The sequence below is a fragment of the Thermus parvatiensis genome (genome assembly GCF_001535545.1).
Lineage (GTDB): Bacteria > Deinococcota > Deinococci > Deinococcales > Thermaceae > Thermus > Thermus parvatiensis.
In genome coordinates this window covers 994,726-1,009,935 of the sequence record NZ_CP014141.1, presented here as the reverse complement: position 1 = coordinate 1,009,935, position 15,210 = coordinate 994,726, and the positions used below count along the sequence as shown (strand labels likewise).

Genomic DNA, 15,210 nt, shown 5'->3' with positions numbered 1-15,210 from the left:
GGGAGTTCCTTTGGTGGGCGGCGTAGGACTTGAACCTACGACCTCTCGCGTGTGAGGCGAGCGCTCTTCCACTGAGCTAGCCGCCCGCAGCCGCTAGATAGCCTAGCATGCCCCCTTCCCCCTGTCAAGCAAACCGGCGTGGCCAGGCGCCTTTCCCAAAGGCACATTGTGTCCTCCGTCCTTTAATACTCACAGACTCAAGGGTATAGTGCACCCGGGAGGTGGTTATGGGATACGCCCATCCCGAGGTTTTGGTGAGCACGGACTGGGTCCAGGAGCACCTGGAGGACCCCAAGGTACGGGTCCTCGAGGTGGACGAGGACATCCTCCTCTACGACACCGGGCACATCCCGGGGGCCCAGAAGATTGATTGGCAGCGGGACTTCTGGGACCCCGTGGTCCGGGACTTCATCAGCGAGGAAGACTTCGCCAAGCTCATGGAAAGGCTTGGCATCTCCAACGACACCACCGTGGTCCTCTACGGGGACAAGAACAACTGGTGGGCCGCCTACGCCTTCTGGTTCTTCAAGTACAACGGCCACAAGGACGTGCGGCTCATGAACGGCGGGCGGCAAAAGTGGGTGGCGGAAGGCCGCCCCCTCACCACCGAGGTCCCTTCCTACCCCCCGGGGCGCTACGAGGTCCCCTACCGGGACGAGTCCATCCGGGCCTACCGGGACGACGTCCTGGAGCACATCATCAAGGTGAAGGAAGGGAAAGGCGCCCTGGTGGACGTGCGTAGCCCCCAGGAGTACCGCGGGGAGCTCACCCACATGCCCGACTACCCCCAGGAAGGGGCCCTCCGCGCCGGCCACATCCCCGGGGCGAAGAACATCCCCTGGGCCAAGGCGGTAAACCCCGACGGCACCTTCAAAAGCGCCGAGGAGCTCCGGGCCCTCTACGAGCCCCTCGGGATCACCAAAGACAAGGACATCGTCGTCTACTGCCGCATCGCCGAGCGGTCCAGCCACTCCTGGTTCGTCCTCAAGTACCTCCTGGGCTACCCCCACGTGAAGAACTACGACGGCTCCTGGACCGAGTGGGGCAACCTGGTGGGGGTGCCCATCGCTAAAGGCGAGGAGTAGGGCTACGTCTTCTTCAGCGCCTCTTCCGCCAGCCTCCGGCCTGTGGGAGTGTCCGCCAAGCCCCCCAGGCCGGTTTCCTTGAGCTCCAGGGGAAGGAGGCGGCCGATGCCCGCCATGGCCAGGACCACCTCGTCGGGCGGGATCACGCTCCGGATCCCCGCGAGGGCCATGGAGGCGGCGCTCACCGCATGGACGGCGTAGAAGCCGTTCCGCATCACGCAGGGCACCTCCACGAACCCCCCCACGGGGTCGCAGACCAGGCCCAGGGTGTTCTGCAGGGCCAAAGCCGCCGCGTGGGCGCAGGCCTCCGGGGTGCCGCCTAAAAGCTCGGTAACGGCCGCCGCGGCCATGGCGGCGCTGGAGCCGATCTCGGCCTGGCATCCCCCGCTCGCCCCGGCGATGTGGATCACCCGGCCGATCATCTTCGCCACCCCCCGGCGAGAACCAAGGGCATGAGGAGCTCCTCGTCGGGGATCCCCAGGTGGTCCGCCACGCCCAGAAGGGCCCCGGGAAGGGTGCCCGCGCTTCCCGCCGTGGGAGCGGCCACGATCCGCCCCATGCGGGCGTTCTCCTCGTTCACGGCCATGGCGTAGGCCTGTACCCGCTTGAGAAGGGGGTCCCGCAGGGGGTCAGGGGCCTCCCAGAGGGTCTTGGCGTTCTTCCCCACCAGGCCCGCCACGCTGGGCGCATCGGAAACGAGGCCCCGCCGCACCGAGTCCCGCATCACGGCGAGGCGCTCCCTTAAGCGGGCCAGGATCTCCTCCGCAGGCGTCCCCGTTTCCTCCACCTCCTCGGCGAGCACGTGCTCCGAGGCCCGGCCGGAAAGCTCGGCCAGCTGGTTCAGGGTAAGGGGCATGCCTTGAGTATACGCCAGGGCTTAGGATGGAAGCGTGCGCCTCCTCGTGGCGGACGACCACCCCCTCTTCCGCCTGGGGCTCAAGGCGGCCCTCGAGGCGGAGGGCCTCGAGGTGGTGGCGGAGGCAGGCACCGGGGAGGAAGCCCTGGTCCAGGCCCTGGAGAAGGCTCCCGACGCCGTCCTCCTGGACCTGCGCATGCCGGGGATGGACGGCCTCACCTGCGCCCGGCGCCTGCGGGAGATGGGCTACCGCGGCCTCGTCATCCTCCTCACCACCTACCAGGAGCCCGCCCTGCTCCTGGAGGCCTACAAGGCGGGGGCCGACGCCTACCTCTCCAAGGAGCTCTCGGCCCCGGAGCTCAAGCGGCGGCTTCTCCGGATCCGACAGGGCGAGGAGCGGCTCACCGCCCCCGACATCCCGGCCCTCACCCCGCGGGAGGAGGAGGTGCTCCGCCTCCTGGCCGAGGGCCTTTCCACCAAGGAGATCGCCCGGGCCCTTCGCCTTTCCCCGGAGACGGTGCGGAGCCACCTGGAAAGCCTCTACGCCAAGCTGGAGGCCCGCAACCGGGTGGAGGCCCTCTCCCGGGCCCGGTCCTTGGGCTTCCTTCCCTAAGCCGAAGGGGGGCGGCCTGGCCGCCCCCCACCCCGCGCTCCCTTTACTCCTGGGAAGCCTCGGGCTCCTGGGCCTTCTGGGCCTCCTCCTTGGCGGCCCGCTCGGCGGCCCGGTCCTGGTCAATCCGCTTCCGGTCGGCCCGGAGCTTGCGGCGGATCTCCCGGTCGGAGAGGTTGCGGATGAAGTAGAGCTTGGCCCGGCGCGCCCGGCCCCGCTGGACGATGTCAATCTTCTGGATGAGGGGGGAGTGCAGGGGGAAGATGCGCTCCACGCCCACGCCGTAGCTCACCTTCCGCACGGTGAAGGTGGTGTTGAAGCCGTTGCGGCGGATGCGGATCACGATGCCCTCAAAGTCCTGGATGCGGGTGCGGTTGCCCTCCTTGACCTTGTAGGACACCCGGACGGTGTCGCCGGGACGGAACTCGGGAAGGTCCGTGCGAACGTAGCGGGACTCCACCAGCTTGATGAGCGCTCCTCGGTTCATGCTCCCTCCTTCCCCAGAGGAACCCTCGGCGGGTTCATGGGCAAACAGCCCCAAGTTTACTCCTCCCGGTCCATTTCCGCAAGCAAGCGGGCCTCCAAGAGGCTAAGGGGCGCCCGGGCGACGAGCTCGGGCCGCAGGGCCAGGGTGCGGCGCAAGGCCTCCTGCCGCCGCCACCGCTCCACCTCCTGGTGGTGGCCCGAAAGGAGGACCTCGGGCACCCTAAGCCCCCGGAACTCGGGGGACGGGTGTACTGGGGGTAGTCCAGAAGGCCGCGGACGAAGGAGTCCTCCCGGTGGCTTTGCGGGTCCCCGATCACCCCGGGGACGAGGCGGGCGGTGGCCTCGAGGACCGCCAGGGCCGCCACCTCCCCTCCCATGAGGACGTAGTCCCCGATGGAGAGGATCCGGGTGGCGAAGGCCTCCACCCTGGCGTCAAACCCCTCGTAGCGGCCGGCCAGGAGGACGAGGTGCTCCTTTCGGGCAAGTTCCTCCGCCACCTTCTGCGTAAAAGGCCTCCCCGCCGGGGAGAGGAGCACCACCTCGTCCGCCGGGAGCGCCCGCTCCAGGGCCGCCACCGCCACGTCGGGACGGATCACCATCCCCGCCCCGCCGCCGTAAGGGGTGTCGTCCACCGTGCGGTGCCGGCCGAGGCCGAAGGCCCTGAGGTCCACCACCTCCACCTGGATGAGGCCCCGCTCCAGGGCCTTCTTCAGGAGGGACTCCTCCAGCCAGGGGCGGACGAGGTTGGGGAAAAGGGTGATGACGGTGTAGCGCATCAGTCAAAGAGGCCGGGAATGGGGTCCACGTGGATGCCCCCTTCCTCCACCCGCACGTAGGGGGCCTGCAGGGGCACGAGCCGCTCGGCCCGGTCCCTGAGCCTCTCCCCTACGCCCCGGATGATGAGGACGTCCTGGGCCCCGGCGTCCAGGATGTCCACCACCTCCCCCACCTGCCGCCCCTCCACGTACACGGGCAGGCCGATGAGGGCGAAGTAGTAGTACCGACCCTCCTCCAAGGGGGGGAGGTCGGCCACCTCCGCGTAGACGCGAAGCCCCACCAGGGCCTCGGCCAGGGTGCGGTCGGTGACGCCCGCCAGGTGGACCACCAGCTCCTCCCCCACCCGGTAGAGGTCCTCAATGGCCCGCCACCCGTGGCCTTCCACGTAGACCCGCTCCAAATGGAGCACCACGGGCTCTCCCCGGAACCTGAGGCCCCCTTTCAGGGCGTAAGGGGCGCCGAACCGGCCGATCTCCACCAGGCGCATACCCTCATTATGCCAGGTCCTTCCGCCGCGGCGTCAGCGCACCTCCACGCCCACCTTGCGCTTGGCGTACGCCCGGACCACGGTGCGGAGGGACTCAATGACCCTCCCCCCCTTGCCGATGAGCCGCCCCTTGTCCTCCGGGGCGACCTCCACCAGGTAGACTATGCCCTCCTTGCCCCTGCGCACCTGGACCCGCACCGCCTCGGGGCGGTCCACCAGATAGCGCACCAGGTACTCCACCACGTCCTTCATACGTCCATGCTAAACGAAAGGCCCCGGGCAGTCCCCGGGGCCTTGGCCGGCACTCCCTTTAGGCGCTCTCCTGGGCCTCCTGCCGGAAGACCCCCGCTTGGCGGAGGAGCCTGCGGGCGGTGTCCGTGGGCTGGGCGCCCACGGAAAGCCAGTACCGGGCCCGCTCCACGTTCACCTTGAGCCAGTCGGGCGTGGTCTTCCGGGGGTCGTAGTAGCCGATCTTCTCAATGTACTTGCCGTCCCGCTTCCTGCGGGCATCGGTGACCACGATGCGGTAGTGGGGGTTGTGCTTGGAACCGAACCGAGCCAGACGGATCTTGACCATGCGCTTACCTCCTGAACATTCCCATGAGTCCCCGGCCCTTGCGGCGCTCCAGGGACTTCATCAGGGCCTTGGTCTCTTCAAAGGCCTTGACCAGCCGGTTGACCTCCTGAACCGTGGTGCCACTTCCTTTGGCGATGCGCCGCCTGCGGGAGGCGTTGAGGATCCGGGGGTCCTTGCGCTCCTCCGGGGTCATGGAGAGGACGATGGCCTCCAGGCGCTTGAAGGCCCGCTCGTCCACCTGAAACCCCTGGGGCAGGGCCCGGCCCACCCCGGGAAGAAGCTTTAGGAGCTCGGAGAAGGAGCCTAGGCGCTTGAGGTTCTGCATCTGTTTGAGGAAGTCCTCCAGGGTGAGCTCCTTGACGGACTTGGGCGCCTCGGCCTCGAGGCCCGCCTGGCGCACCTTCTCCGCCAGGGTGGCCACGTCCCCCATGCCGAGGATCCTGCCCGCGAGGCGGTCGGGGTAGAAGGGCTCCAAGCCCTCCGGCCGCTCGGAAACCCCGGCGAAGTAGATGGGCTTGCCCGTGACCCGCCGCGCGGAGAGGGCGGCCCCGCCCCGGGCGTCCCCGTCCAGCTTGGTGAGGACGAGGCCCGTGACCCCCACCCGCTCGTCAAAAGCCTGGGCCACGGAGAGGGCCTCCTGGCCCGTCATGGCATCCAGGACGAGGAGGACCTCGTCGGGGCGCAGCGCCGCCTTGAGGCGCACGAGCTCCTCCATGAGGCGCTCGTCAATCTGGAGGCGGCCGGCGGTGTCCACCAGGACGAGGTCCCGCACCTCCAGGCGGGCCCGCTCCTCCACCCGCCGCCGGATGGACTCGGGGCTTTCCCCGTCCTGGACCTCGAGGACCGGTACCCCCACCTTCTCCCCCAGGACGCGGAGCTGCTCCCGCGCCGCCGGGCGCTGGGTGTCCGCCGCCACCAGGAGGGGGCGCCGCCCCTTCCCCTTGTAGTAGAGGGCGAGCTTGGCGGCGGTGGTGGTCTTCCCCGACCCCTGGAGCCCCACGAGGAACCAGACGTTCCGGTCCTTGAGCTGGGGGTGCTTGGGCTCCCCGCCCAGGGCCTCCTTCAGGGCCTCGTAGACCGTGGCCAGGACCACCTCGGCCGGGGTGAGGCTCTCCAGGACCTTCTGCCCCAAAGCCCGCTCCCGCACCTCCTCCACGAAGGCCCGGGCCACCTCCAGGTTCACGTCGGCCTCAATGAGGGCGCGGCGGATCTCCCGGAGGGTCCCCTTCAGGTCCTCCTCCGTGATCCGGCCCCGGCCCCTGAGCCGGTCAATGGCCTCCTGGAGTCGTGCGGCTAGCTGCTGGAACATATGGCTCCCCGGCCCTTAAGGCCGGGGTCCAGGATAGACCAAGGGGGTTGAGCGTGTCAACCGCAATTTTTCTGATGTGTTTACCGGGCCTCGAGGGCTAGCCCGCCCCGCCGCCGAAGCCCTCGGCGATCTGAACCAGGACCGCCTCCCCCCGGACCGTGAGCGTTCCGGCCGCGTAGAGCTCCGTCTCCACCACCACCTTCCTCCCCTTCACCTCCTTGGGCCGGCCCACGAGGCGGAGGTCCGGCCCCAGGGGGGTGGGCTTGAGGAAGTCCACCTTGAGGCTCGCGGTGACGAAGCGGAGAGGGGTGGCCTCCAGGGAAAGCCCCTCGGCCTGGGCCTTGGCCGCGGCCGCGGTGGCGGTGGAGTGACAGTCCACCAAGGAGGCGAGAAGCCCCCCGTAGACGAAGCCGGGGATGGCGGTGTGGTAGGGGCGGGGCGTGAAGCGGGTCTCGCTCTCCCCTTTCTCCGGGTCCCAGTAGGTCTTTATGTGGAGCCCGTGGGCGTTCAGGTAACCGCACCCGTAGCAGTGGGCCCACTCCGGGGGTAGTAGAGCTGGATGGCCTTCATGCGAGGCCCTGGGCCTTCCAGCGCTCAGGCACAGCCCGCTTCAGGAAGTCCACGATCTCCTGGGTGCTGGTCCCGGGGCCGAAGACGGCGGCCACGCCCAGCGCCTTCAGCTTGGGCACGTCCTCGTCGGGGATGATCCCTCCGCCGAAGAGGAGGATGTCCGAGGCCCCCTGCTCGTCCAGAAGGCGCTTCACCTCGCGGAAGTAGTGCATGTGGGCCCCGGAGAGGATGGAAAGCCCAATGGCGTCCACGTCCTCCTGGATGGCGGCGGAGACGATCATCTCCGGGGTCTGGCGGAGCCCGGTGTAGATCACCTCCATCCCCGCGTCCCTCAGGGCCCGGGCCACCACCTTGGCCCCGCGGTCGTGCCCGTCCAGGCCCGGCTTGGCGATGAGCACCCGTATGCGCCGATCCACGCCCTGCATCTTACCCCTCCTACACGTAGGCCGGCTCCTGGTAGGTGCCGTAGACCTCCCGAAGCACGTCCATCATCTCCCCCAGGGTGCAGTAGGCCAGGGCGCACTCCACGAAGTGGGGCATGGTGTTCTGCCCCTCTACCGCAGCGCGCCTTAGGCCCTGAAGGGCCTCCTCCACCCGCTTGGGGTCGCGCTCCCGCCGCACCCGGGCGAGGCGCTCCGCCTGGACCCTTTCCACCTCGGGGTCCACGAGCTGGATGGGCACCTTCAGGGGAATCTCGTCGGTGAAGGCGTTCACCCCCACGATGATCCGCTCCTTCCGCTCCACCTCCTGCTGGTAGCGGTAGCTGGCCTCGGCGAGCTCCCGGAGGAAGTACCCCTCCTCAATGGCCCGCACCACGCCCCCCATGCGGCGGATCTCCTCAATGATCTCCATGGCCTGCCGCTCCATCTCGTCGGTGAGCCACTCCACGTAGTAGCTGCCCGCCAGGGGGTCAATGGTGTGGGTGACCCCGGTCTCGTAGGCGATGATCTGCTGGGTCCTGAGGGCGATGGTGGCGGATTCCTCCGTGGGCAGGGCCAGGGCTTCGTCGTAGGCGTCGGTGTGGAGGCTGTTGGTACCCCCCAAAACGGCAGCCAGGGCCTGGATGGCCACCCGGGCGATGTTGTTCAGGGGCTGCTGCGCGGTGAGGGAGACCCCGGCGGTCTGGGCGTGGGTGCGGAGCATCCAGCTTTGGGGGTTCTTGGCCTTGTAGCGGTAGCGCATCTCCTTGGCCCAGATGCGCCGGGCCGCCCGGAACTTGGCGATCTCCTCAAAGAAGTCGTTGTGGACGTCAAAGAAGAAGCTGATCCTTGGGGCAAACTCGTCCACGTCCAGGCCCCGCTTGAGGGCGGCCTCTACGTACTCAAAGCCGTCCGCCAGGGTCCAGGCGAGCTCCTGCACCGCCGTGGAGCCCGCCTCCCGGATGTGGTAGCCAGAGACGGAGATGAAGTTCCACTTGGGGACGTTCTTGGGCCCCCACTCGAAGGTGTCGATGACCAGCTTCACGCTGGGTTCGGGAGGGAAGATGAACTCCTTCTGGGCGATGAACTCCTTGAGGATGTCGTTTTGGATCGTGCCTCCGAGCTTCTTCCAGTCGTAGCCCCGCTTCTTGGCCACCGCCAGGTACATGGCCCAGATGGCGTTGGCAGGGCTGTTGATGGTCATGGAGGTGGTGACCTCCTCGAGGTTGATCCCCTCAAAGAGGATCTCCATGTCGGCGAGGCTAGAGACCGCCACCCCGCACTTCCCCACCTCCCCCTTGGAGAGGGGGTGGTCGGAGTCGTAGCCCATGAGGGTGGGGAGGTCAAAGGCCACGCTGAGGCCCGTCTGCCCCGCCTTCAGGAGCTTCTTGAAGCGCTCGTTCGTCTGCTCGGCGGTGCCGAAGCCGGCGAACATGCGCATGGTCCAGAGCTTGGACCGGTACATGGAGCCGTAGACCCCCCGGGTGTAGGGGAACTCCCCGGGGAAGCCCCGCTTCTCCTCGTACTCCGGGTCTAAGACCCCGATGTCCTCCGGGGTGTAGAGGGGGTCGGGGGCGATATTGGAGAGGGTGCGGTGGGCCACGGGGCGCTCGGGGATCTTCTCCAGGCTCTTCCTATAGGTTTCCCTGAGCCAGTCGTGCTTCCTGCGCATGGGGGCCTCCTTTGCCCCATAGTTTACGCTTTTTTGCCGGGAAGGAAAAGAGCGTCAGGGGTTTGCCCGCTTCCGCTCGCCCTCGGGCTCCACGTGGATGGTGGCCTGCAGGCCGGGAAAGGCCTGGGCCAGGGCCCTTTCCAGCTCGTCGCAGAGGCGGTGGGCCTCCTCCACGGGGGTGTCCCCCCGCACCACGAGGTGGAACTCCAGGAAGCTCCTGGGGCCGGCCCTTCGGGTCTTGAGGTCGTGGACCTCGAGGGCCCGGCCCCGGATGCGCTCCTGGAGGAAGGTGCGGATGCGCTCCACCTCCTCCGGGGGAAGGCCCTCGTCCATAAGCCCTCCCACCGACTCCCGCACGATGCGGTAGCCCAGGAAGAGGATCTGGCCCGCCACCGCGAGGGCGAGGAGGGGGTCCAAGATCCAAAGGCCCGTGAGCCCGGCGAGGCCCACGCCCAGGACCACCCCCAAGGAGGTGAGGACGTCGGAGAGGACGTGGTACCCGTCGGCGGTGAGGGCGGGGGAGCGGTGACGGCGGCCCTCCCTCAGGAGGTGGTAGGCCAGGAGGCCGTTGAGGAGGGAGGCGAGAAGGCTTACCCCAAGCCCCAAGCCCAAGCCCTCGAGGGGCACGGGGTGGAGGAGGCGGGGCAGGGCCTCCTTGGCGATCCAGAGGGCGGCCAAGACCACCAGCACCCCTTCCAGGACGGCGGAAACGTACTCGGCCTTGGTGTGGCCGAAGGGGTGGTTCTGGTCCGGCGGCTTGCGGGCGACCCGGAGGGCGAGGAGGGCGGCGAGGGCCGCGGCCACGTTCACCAGGGACTCGAGGGCGTCCGAGAGCAGGGCCACCGAGCCCGTGAGGAGGTAGGCGAAGGCCTTGAGCCCCAAGACGAGGAGGGCGACGACGAGGCTCAACCGGGCGGCGCCTTCGGCCATCTAAACCCCTTCTTCCACCGCCTCCTTCTTGGGCTTGAGGAGGGGGAAGAGGAGGACGTCCCTTAGAGAGGGCTGGTCGGTGAGGAGCATGGCGAGGCGGTCTATCCCGAGGCCCAGGCCCGCCGCCGGAGGCATCCCGTACTCCAGGGCCAGGAGGAAGTCCTCGTCGGGCTCGGGGGCCTCCTCGTCCCCCTCCTTGCGGCGCCTCGCCTGCTCCAGGAAGCGCTCCCTCTGGTCCAAGGGGTCGTTGAGCTCGGAGTAACAGGGGGCAAGCTCCATCCCCCCGGCGTAGAGGTCCCAGCGCTCCACGAGGCCCGGCTTCTCCCGGTGCCTTTTGGCCAGGGGGCTGATGGCCAGGGGGAAGTCAAAGACAAAGGTGGGGTCCTGGAGCTCGGGCTCCACGTAGATGCCGAAAAGCTTGTCCAGAAGCTTATAGTTCGGCACCTGGGAAAGCTCGGGGTGGTGGGCGTCGGCCCAAAGCCTTAGGCGCTCCAGGTCCAGGGGGTCAAAGGGAAGGCCCGCTTTCTCCTTCAGGGCCTCCACGAAGGAGATGCGCCTGAAGGGCGGCTTGAAGTTCAGCACCCGCCCTTGGTAGGGGACCTCGTGGCTCCCGAAGAGGTGGAGGACGAGGCCCGAAAGGAGCTCCTCCACCAGGCCGGCCATGTCCTGGTAGTCGGCGTAGGCCCAGTAGGCCTCCAGCATGGTGAACTCGGGGTTGTGGTTGTGGTCAATGCCCTCGTTGCGGAAGTTGCGTCCGATCTCAAAGACCTTCTCGTACCCCCCGACGAGGAGGCGCTTGAGGTAGAGCTCCAAGGAGATACGGAGGTAAAACTCGTGGTCTAGGGCGTTGTGGTAGGTCTTGAAAGGCCTGGCCTCCGCCCCGCCCGTGGTGGGCTGGAGGATGGGGGTCTCCACCTCCAAAAACCCCTTGGCCTCAAAGAAGCGCCGGATGTAGCGGACGATCTCCGAGCGGCGGCGGAAGACCTCCCGCACCTCGGGGTTGACGATGAGGTCCAGATAGCGCTGGCGGTAGCGGACCTCCTTGTCCCGGAGGCCGTGCCACTTGTCGGGGAGGGGGTGGAGGCTCTTGACCAGGGGCGTCCAGTCCAGGACCTTGACCGTCACCTCCCCCGTCTTGGTGGTGAAGGGGTGCCCCCTCACCCCCAGGATGTCCCCCACGTCCAGCTTCTTGAGGAGCTCGTACTTGGGCGTGAGGTCCCTCTGGAAGTAGAGCTGGATCCTTCCCGTCTCGTCCAGGAGGTGGGCGAAGGTCACCTTGCCCATGCGCCTCAAGGCCACGAGGCGCCCGGCCACGGCCACCTCCTCCTCCGGCCACTCGGACTCAGGGGGGGCGCCCCGCTTGGCCTTGAGGATGGCCTCGGCGCTGTGGGTCTTGGGGAAGCGGTAGGGGTAGGGGGCAAACCCCGCCTCCACCAAGGCTTCCAGGTTGAGCAGGCGCTGGCGGGTCTGGTCGTTCATGGTCTCAACCGTGGATGGCCACCACCCGGAACTCCCGCTTGCCCTTGGGGGTGTCCAGGGAGAGCACGTCCCCCACCCGGTGGCCCAGAAGGGCCTTGCCCATGGGCGAGGCGTCGGAGATCTTCATGGGCGTGTCCAGGACGTTGGCCTCCGCCGGGGAGACCACCTGGACGGAAAGCCGCTCCCCGGAAAGGGGGTCTTCCAGCTCCACCACCGAGCCCAGGCCGATGACCTCCCCGCTTCCCTCCTCCAGGATCACGGCCCGGGAGAGGATGTCCTCCAGGGAGTCAATCCGGGCCTCAATCCGGGCCTTCTCCTGCTTGGCCGCCTCGAGGCCCGAGTCGTCGTAGTCGTCGCTGGACTCCATCAGCTCCTGCAGGATCTTGGTGGCCTCCTGCAGGCGCTCGCGCTCGCGCTCCAGCTGCTGCATGAGCCGCTCGTAGCCGGCCTTGGTGAGCTTCACCTCGCGCGCCATAGGTCACCTCGCTAACCCCTACTGGCAAACGGGAGGCCGGCGGCTGCCGACCTCCGCGCGGCCCTGGGGCCTTTCTCAGGAGAGTATACCCCGAAGAAGGATCTCCCTCAAACGCCCGGGTGGGGCATGGCTGGCGCAGCGGGCCGTGTCCTGGCAGAGGACCAGGTAGCGCAGGTGCCTCGGGTCCCCTCCCACGGTGTGGCGGAAAAACCCGGCCGCCTGCCCGGAAAGGTGGCGGTGGCAGGCCTCGCAGACCTGGGGGGTGGCGGGGCTTCCCGGAAGGGGTTCCAAGACGAGCTTGAGCTCGGGCGGGCCCTTCTCCAGGATCACCACCCGGCCCTCCTCGTCCCGGTAATAGAGGATCTCCCCTATGGGCAGGAGGTCGGGGGAGGTTCCTGGAAAGAGCTCCAGGATCAGCTCCCTTTCCTCGTATTCCATACCCCTAGCTTAGCCCAAGCCGGGCCCAAAGGGCGGGAAGAAAGAGATAGGCCCCGAGGCCGAGGGCAAAAAGGCTCGCCAGGAAGACGGCCGCCGCGGCGGTGTCCTTGGCCCGCTTGGCCAAGGGGTGGTAGACAGGGCTTACCAGGTCGGTGAGGGCCTCGAGGGCCGTGTTGACGAGTTCCAAGGAAAGGACCAGGGCGGCCACGAGGAGGATGGGCACGAGGTCCACCCCAAGCCAAAGGCCTAGCCCCAAGGCGAGGAGGCCCAAGGCCACCTCCACCCGGAAGTTCCGCTGGACCCGCCAGGCGTAGGCGAGGCCCTCCCACGCGTAGCCGAAGGACCGCAAGACCCCCTTTAGAGGGCGAGGATCCTCTCTTGGACGCGGCGGAACCCCTCCCAATCCTCCTCCTCCTGGTGGTCGTGGCCGAGGAGGTGCCAAAGCCCGTGGGCGGCGAGAACCAAAACCTCCTCCTCCAAAGGGGCTCCCCGGGCCTCGGCCTGCCTCCTCGCGGTGTCCAGGCTGATCCAGATGTCCCCGAGGTGGGGGGGAACGAAGGGGTCCCCCGGCTCGTAGTGGGGGAAGGAGAGGACGTCCGTGGCCTCGTCCTCCCCCCACCATTCCCGCTTCAAGGCCCGGATGCGGCGGTCCCCCGTGAGGATCACCGTCACCCCCTTGTCCCCCACGCCGAGCTCCTCCATGAGGGCGGCCAGGGCCCGCCTAAGCCTGGGGACAAGCCCCCGGGGAGGGCGCTTATTGCGCACCACCTCCACCACGCTCCGCCTCCTCGTAGGCCTTGATGATGCGGGCCACCAAGGGGTGGCGCACCACGTCCGACTCCTTGAAGTAGACGAAGGCGATCCCCTCTATGCCCTTGAGGATGCGAATGGCCTCCACCAGGCCGGACCGCTGGTGCTTGGGCAGGTCAATCTGGGTCACGTCCCCCGTGATGACCATCTTGGAGGAGAAGCCCATGCGGGTGAGGAACATCTTCATCTGCTCCGGGGTGGTGTTCTGGGCCTCGTCCAGGATGATGAAGGCATCATTCAAAGTTCTTCCACGCATAAAGGCCAAAGGCGCCACCTCAATGATCCCCGACTGCAGGTACTGCTCAAACCGCTCCGCGTCAATCATGTCAAAGAGGGCGTCGTAAAGGGGCCTGAGGTAGGGGTCCACCTTGGCCTGGATGTCCCCCGGCAGAAAGCCCAGCTTCTCCCCCGCCTCCACCGCCGGGCGGGTGAGGATGATGCGCTTCACCCGGCGCGCCCGAAGGTGGCTCACGGCCATGGCCACGGCCAGGTAAGTCTTCCCCGTGCCCGCGGGGCCGATGCCGAAGGTGATGTCGTGCCGGGCGATGGCCTCCACGTACCGCTTCTGCCCCGGGGTTTTGGGGCGCAGGCGGCCCGGGAGCTGGAGCTCCAGCTCGGGCTCGGTGGCCTGGTAAAGCCCCTCCCCTTCCGCCGCCAGGCGGACCGCCTGCTCCAGCGTGGCCTCGTCCAGCTCCGCTCCCTGGCGCAGGAGGGCGAGGAGGTCCCGGAGAGCCCTCTCCGCCTTCTCCACGGCCTCGGGAGGCCCCAAGACCTCCACCTGCTCCCCCGGGAGACGAGGCGGACCTCGTCCCCCAGGTAGGTCCGGAAGAGGCTCCGCAGGCGCTTCAGGTTGCGGTCGGCCTGGCCCAGAAAGGCCAGGGCCTCCTCGCTCCCCAGGGGGATCACAACCCTTTGGGCTTCTTCAGGATTTCGTGCCATATCATTCCCTGAACCACATCCTTGGCGCGGGTGCCAAGCCGCCTGCCCTTGGGCCGCTCGGGCGCCTCCCCGGAAGGCACCACCGGCTCCGCCTCCTGGAGGCCCGTCTCCCGGGGCCGGGGGGGCGGGACCTGGAGCGCCTCCAGGGAGGTCTCAGGCCGCCGCGGAGGGGGCGGAGGGGGCGGGGGCGCCTCGAGCTCCCCCTCCACGGGAAAGGGAAGGTCGGGCGGGGGGTTCCGGCGGAAAAGCCCCTGGAGGGCCGGGAGGACGATGAAGAAGAGGACGAAGAGGAGGCCCAAAAGGTCGTCTAAGCTCATTCCTCACCCTCGGGCTTCGCCGCGCGGCTGATGGACTCCCGCATGTCGGTGTCGGCCTCGATGTTCTTCAGGCGGTAGTAGTCCATGACCCCGAGGTTCCCCTTCCGCAGGGCCTCCGCCAAGGCCAGGGGCACCTGGGCCTGGGCCTCCACCAGCTTGGCCCGCATGGCCTCCACCAGGGCGCGGTTCTCCTGCTCGGCGGCCACGGCCATGGCCCTCCGCTCCTCGGCCTTGGCCTGGGCGATCTTCTTGTCGGCCTCCGCCTGGTCAATCTGGAGCTGGGCGCCGATGTTCTTGCCCACGTCCACGTCGGCGATGTCCACGGAGAGGATCTCAAAGGCGGTGCCCGCGTCCAGCCCCTTCTCCAGCACGGTCTTGGAGATGCGGTCGGGGTTCTCCAGGACCTCCTTGTGGGAGTTGGCGCTGCCGATGGTGGTGACGATGCCTTCCCCCACCCGGGCGATGATCGTCTCCTCCCCCGCCCCGCCCACCAGGCGGTCAATGTTGGCCCTGACCGTCACCCGGGCGGTGGCCAGGAGTTGGATCCCGTCCTTGGCCACGGCGGCCACCATAGGGGTCTGGATGACCTTGGGGTTCACGCTGACCCGCACCGCCTCCAGGACGTCCCGGCCCGCGAGGTCTATGGCCGCCGCCCGGTCAAAGGTGAGCTTGATGCCCGCCTTGTCGGCGGCGATGAGGGCATCCACCACCCGGTCCACGTTCCCCCCGGCCAGGTAGTGGGCCTCGAGGCGGTCCAGCCTCACGTCCAGCCCCGCCTTGGTGGCCTTGATGAGGGGGTAGATGATCTTGGCCGGGGGGACGCGCCTTAAGCGCATGGCCACCAGGGTGAGGAGGGGGACCCTGACCCCCGCCGCCCAGGCCGAGATCCAAAGCCCCACCGGGATGAAGCTGAAGAAGAGGAAGACGAAAAGCAGGACGACCGCTGCCAGGAAAACGATGCCCAGTCCTTCCAT

17 protein-coding genes, 1 tRNA gene and 4 pseudogenes are annotated in these 15,210 nt (G+C 68.2%); 2 read left to right on the top strand and 20 right to left on the bottom strand.

Going from position 1 to position 15,210, the window contains the following annotated elements:
* Window positions 1-11: 11 nt before the first annotated feature.
* Window positions 12-86, bottom strand: a tRNA-Val gene (locus AV541_RS05610).
* Between the two features lie 141 nt (window positions 87-227).
* Between AV541_RS05610 and AV541_RS05605 the strand changes: the two genes are divergently transcribed.
* Complete coding sequence (locus AV541_RS05605) at window positions 228-1,085, top strand: sulfurtransferase (protein WP_060384448.1); 858 nt, start codon at window positions 228-230, stop codon at window positions 1,083-1,085.
* A 2-nt stretch (window positions 1,086-1,087) separates the two neighbouring features.
* On the opposite strand, the pseudogene sdaAA reads toward AV541_RS05605, so the two are convergent.
* Window positions 1,088-1,941: pseudogene (gene sdaAA, locus AV541_RS05600) on the bottom strand (L-serine ammonia-lyase, iron-sulfur-dependent, subunit alpha).
* Between the two features lie 34 nt (window positions 1,942-1,975).
* Between sdaAA and AV541_RS05595 the strand changes: the two are divergent.
* A complete protein-coding gene (locus tag AV541_RS05595) occupies window positions 1,976-2,554 on the top strand; it encodes a response regulator transcription factor (protein WP_011228390.1) in 579 nt (192 codons plus the stop codon).
* A 43-nt stretch (window positions 2,555-2,597) separates the two neighbouring features.
* Here the strand turns inward: AV541_RS05595 and rplS are convergent, their stop codons facing one another.
* From rplS to floA, 18 genes and pseudogenes are all read right to left on the bottom strand, one after another.
* Entirely contained in the window at window positions 2,598-3,038 is a 441-nt protein-coding gene (gene rplS, locus AV541_RS05590) for a 50S ribosomal protein L19 (protein WP_008632435.1), read from the bottom strand.
* 56 nt (window positions 3,039-3,094) lie between these two features.
* Window positions 3,095-3,813, bottom strand: a pseudogene (gene trmD, locus AV541_RS05585) (tRNA (guanosine(37)-N1)-methyltransferase TrmD).
* Window positions 3,813-4,301, bottom strand: a complete 489-nt coding sequence (rimM, locus tag AV541_RS05580; RefSeq protein WP_008632437.1) for a ribosome maturation factor RimM — start codon at window positions 4,299-4,301, stop codon at window positions 3,813-3,815. Before rimM ends, trmD begins: the two are co-directional and overlap by 1 nt.
* 33 nt (window positions 4,302-4,334) lie before the next feature.
* Entirely contained in the window at window positions 4,335-4,553 is a 219-nt protein-coding gene (locus tag AV541_RS05575; protein ID WP_060384447.1) for a KH domain-containing protein, read from the bottom strand.
* Between the two features lie 58 nt (window positions 4,554-4,611).
* Complete coding sequence (gene rpsP / locus AV541_RS05570; protein WP_060384446.1) at window positions 4,612-4,878, bottom strand: 30S ribosomal protein S16; 267 nt, start codon at window positions 4,876-4,878, stop codon at window positions 4,612-4,614.
* 4 nt (window positions 4,879-4,882) lie between these two features.
* On the bottom strand, window positions 4,883-6,187 hold the full coding sequence (ffh, locus tag AV541_RS05565; protein WP_060384445.1) for a signal recognition particle protein: 1,305 nt from the start codon (window positions 6,185-6,187) through the stop codon (window positions 4,883-4,885).
* Between the two features lie 97 nt (window positions 6,188-6,284).
* A pseudogene (locus tag AV541_RS05560) lies at window positions 6,285-6,757 on the bottom strand (PaaI family thioesterase).
* Window positions 6,754-7,182, bottom strand: coding sequence for a cobalamin B12-binding domain-containing protein (locus AV541_RS05555; protein ID WP_082709641.1), 429 nt, complete (start codon window positions 7,180-7,182; stop codon window positions 6,754-6,756). The pseudogene AV541_RS05560 and the gene AV541_RS05555 overlap by 4 nt, the downstream one beginning before the upstream one ends.
* Window positions 7,183-7,192: 10 nt before the next feature.
* Entirely contained in the window at window positions 7,193-8,848 is a 1,656-nt protein-coding gene (locus AV541_RS05550; RefSeq protein ID WP_060384444.1) for an acyl-CoA mutase large subunit family protein, read from the bottom strand.
* A 54-nt stretch (window positions 8,849-8,902) separates the two neighbouring features.
* The gene (locus AV541_RS05545) at window positions 8,903-9,778 is read right to left on the bottom strand and encodes a cation diffusion facilitator family transporter (protein ID WP_008632450.1); all 876 of its coding nucleotides are present in this window, start codon (window positions 9,776-9,778) and stop codon (window positions 8,903-8,905) included.
* Entirely contained in the window at window positions 9,779-11,257 is a 1,479-nt protein-coding gene (gene lysS / locus AV541_RS05540) for a lysine--tRNA ligase (protein ID WP_011173121.1), read from the bottom strand. It abuts the gene before it with no gap.
* Window positions 11,258-11,261: 4 nt separating this feature from the next.
* Window positions 11,262-11,732, bottom strand: coding sequence for a GreA/GreB family elongation factor (locus AV541_RS05535; RefSeq protein ID WP_011173122.1), 471 nt, complete (start codon window positions 11,730-11,732; stop codon window positions 11,262-11,264).
* A gap of 75 nt (window positions 11,733-11,807) precedes the next feature.
* Window positions 11,808-12,170, bottom strand: a complete 363-nt coding sequence (locus tag AV541_RS05530) for a hypothetical protein (protein WP_008632453.1) — start codon at window positions 12,168-12,170, stop codon at window positions 11,808-11,810.
* 4 nt (window positions 12,171-12,174) lie between these two features.
* Complete coding sequence (locus AV541_RS05525; protein WP_014510351.1) at window positions 12,175-12,573, bottom strand: diacylglycerol kinase; 399 nt, start codon at window positions 12,571-12,573, stop codon at window positions 12,175-12,177.
* Window positions 12,528-12,947, bottom strand: coding sequence for an rRNA maturation RNase YbeY (ybeY, locus tag AV541_RS05520; RefSeq protein WP_060384443.1), 420 nt, complete (start codon window positions 12,945-12,947; stop codon window positions 12,528-12,530). Before ybeY ends, AV541_RS05525 begins: the two co-directional genes overlap by 46 nt.
* Window positions 12,925-13,919: pseudogene (locus AV541_RS05515) on the bottom strand (PhoH family protein). Before AV541_RS05515 ends, ybeY begins: the two are co-directional and overlap by 23 nt.
* Window positions 13,883-14,236 carry a hypothetical protein gene (locus AV541_RS05510; RefSeq protein WP_060384442.1) on the bottom strand — a complete coding sequence of 118 codons (354 nt, stop codon included), beginning with the start codon at window positions 14,234-14,236 and terminating at the stop codon, window positions 13,883-13,885. The pseudogene AV541_RS05515 and the gene AV541_RS05510 overlap by 37 nt, the downstream one beginning before the upstream one ends.
* Entirely contained in the window at window positions 14,233-15,210 is a 978-nt protein-coding gene (gene floA, locus AV541_RS05505; protein ID WP_008632461.1) for a flotillin-like protein FloA, read from the bottom strand. Before floA ends, AV541_RS05510 begins: the two co-directional genes overlap by 4 nt.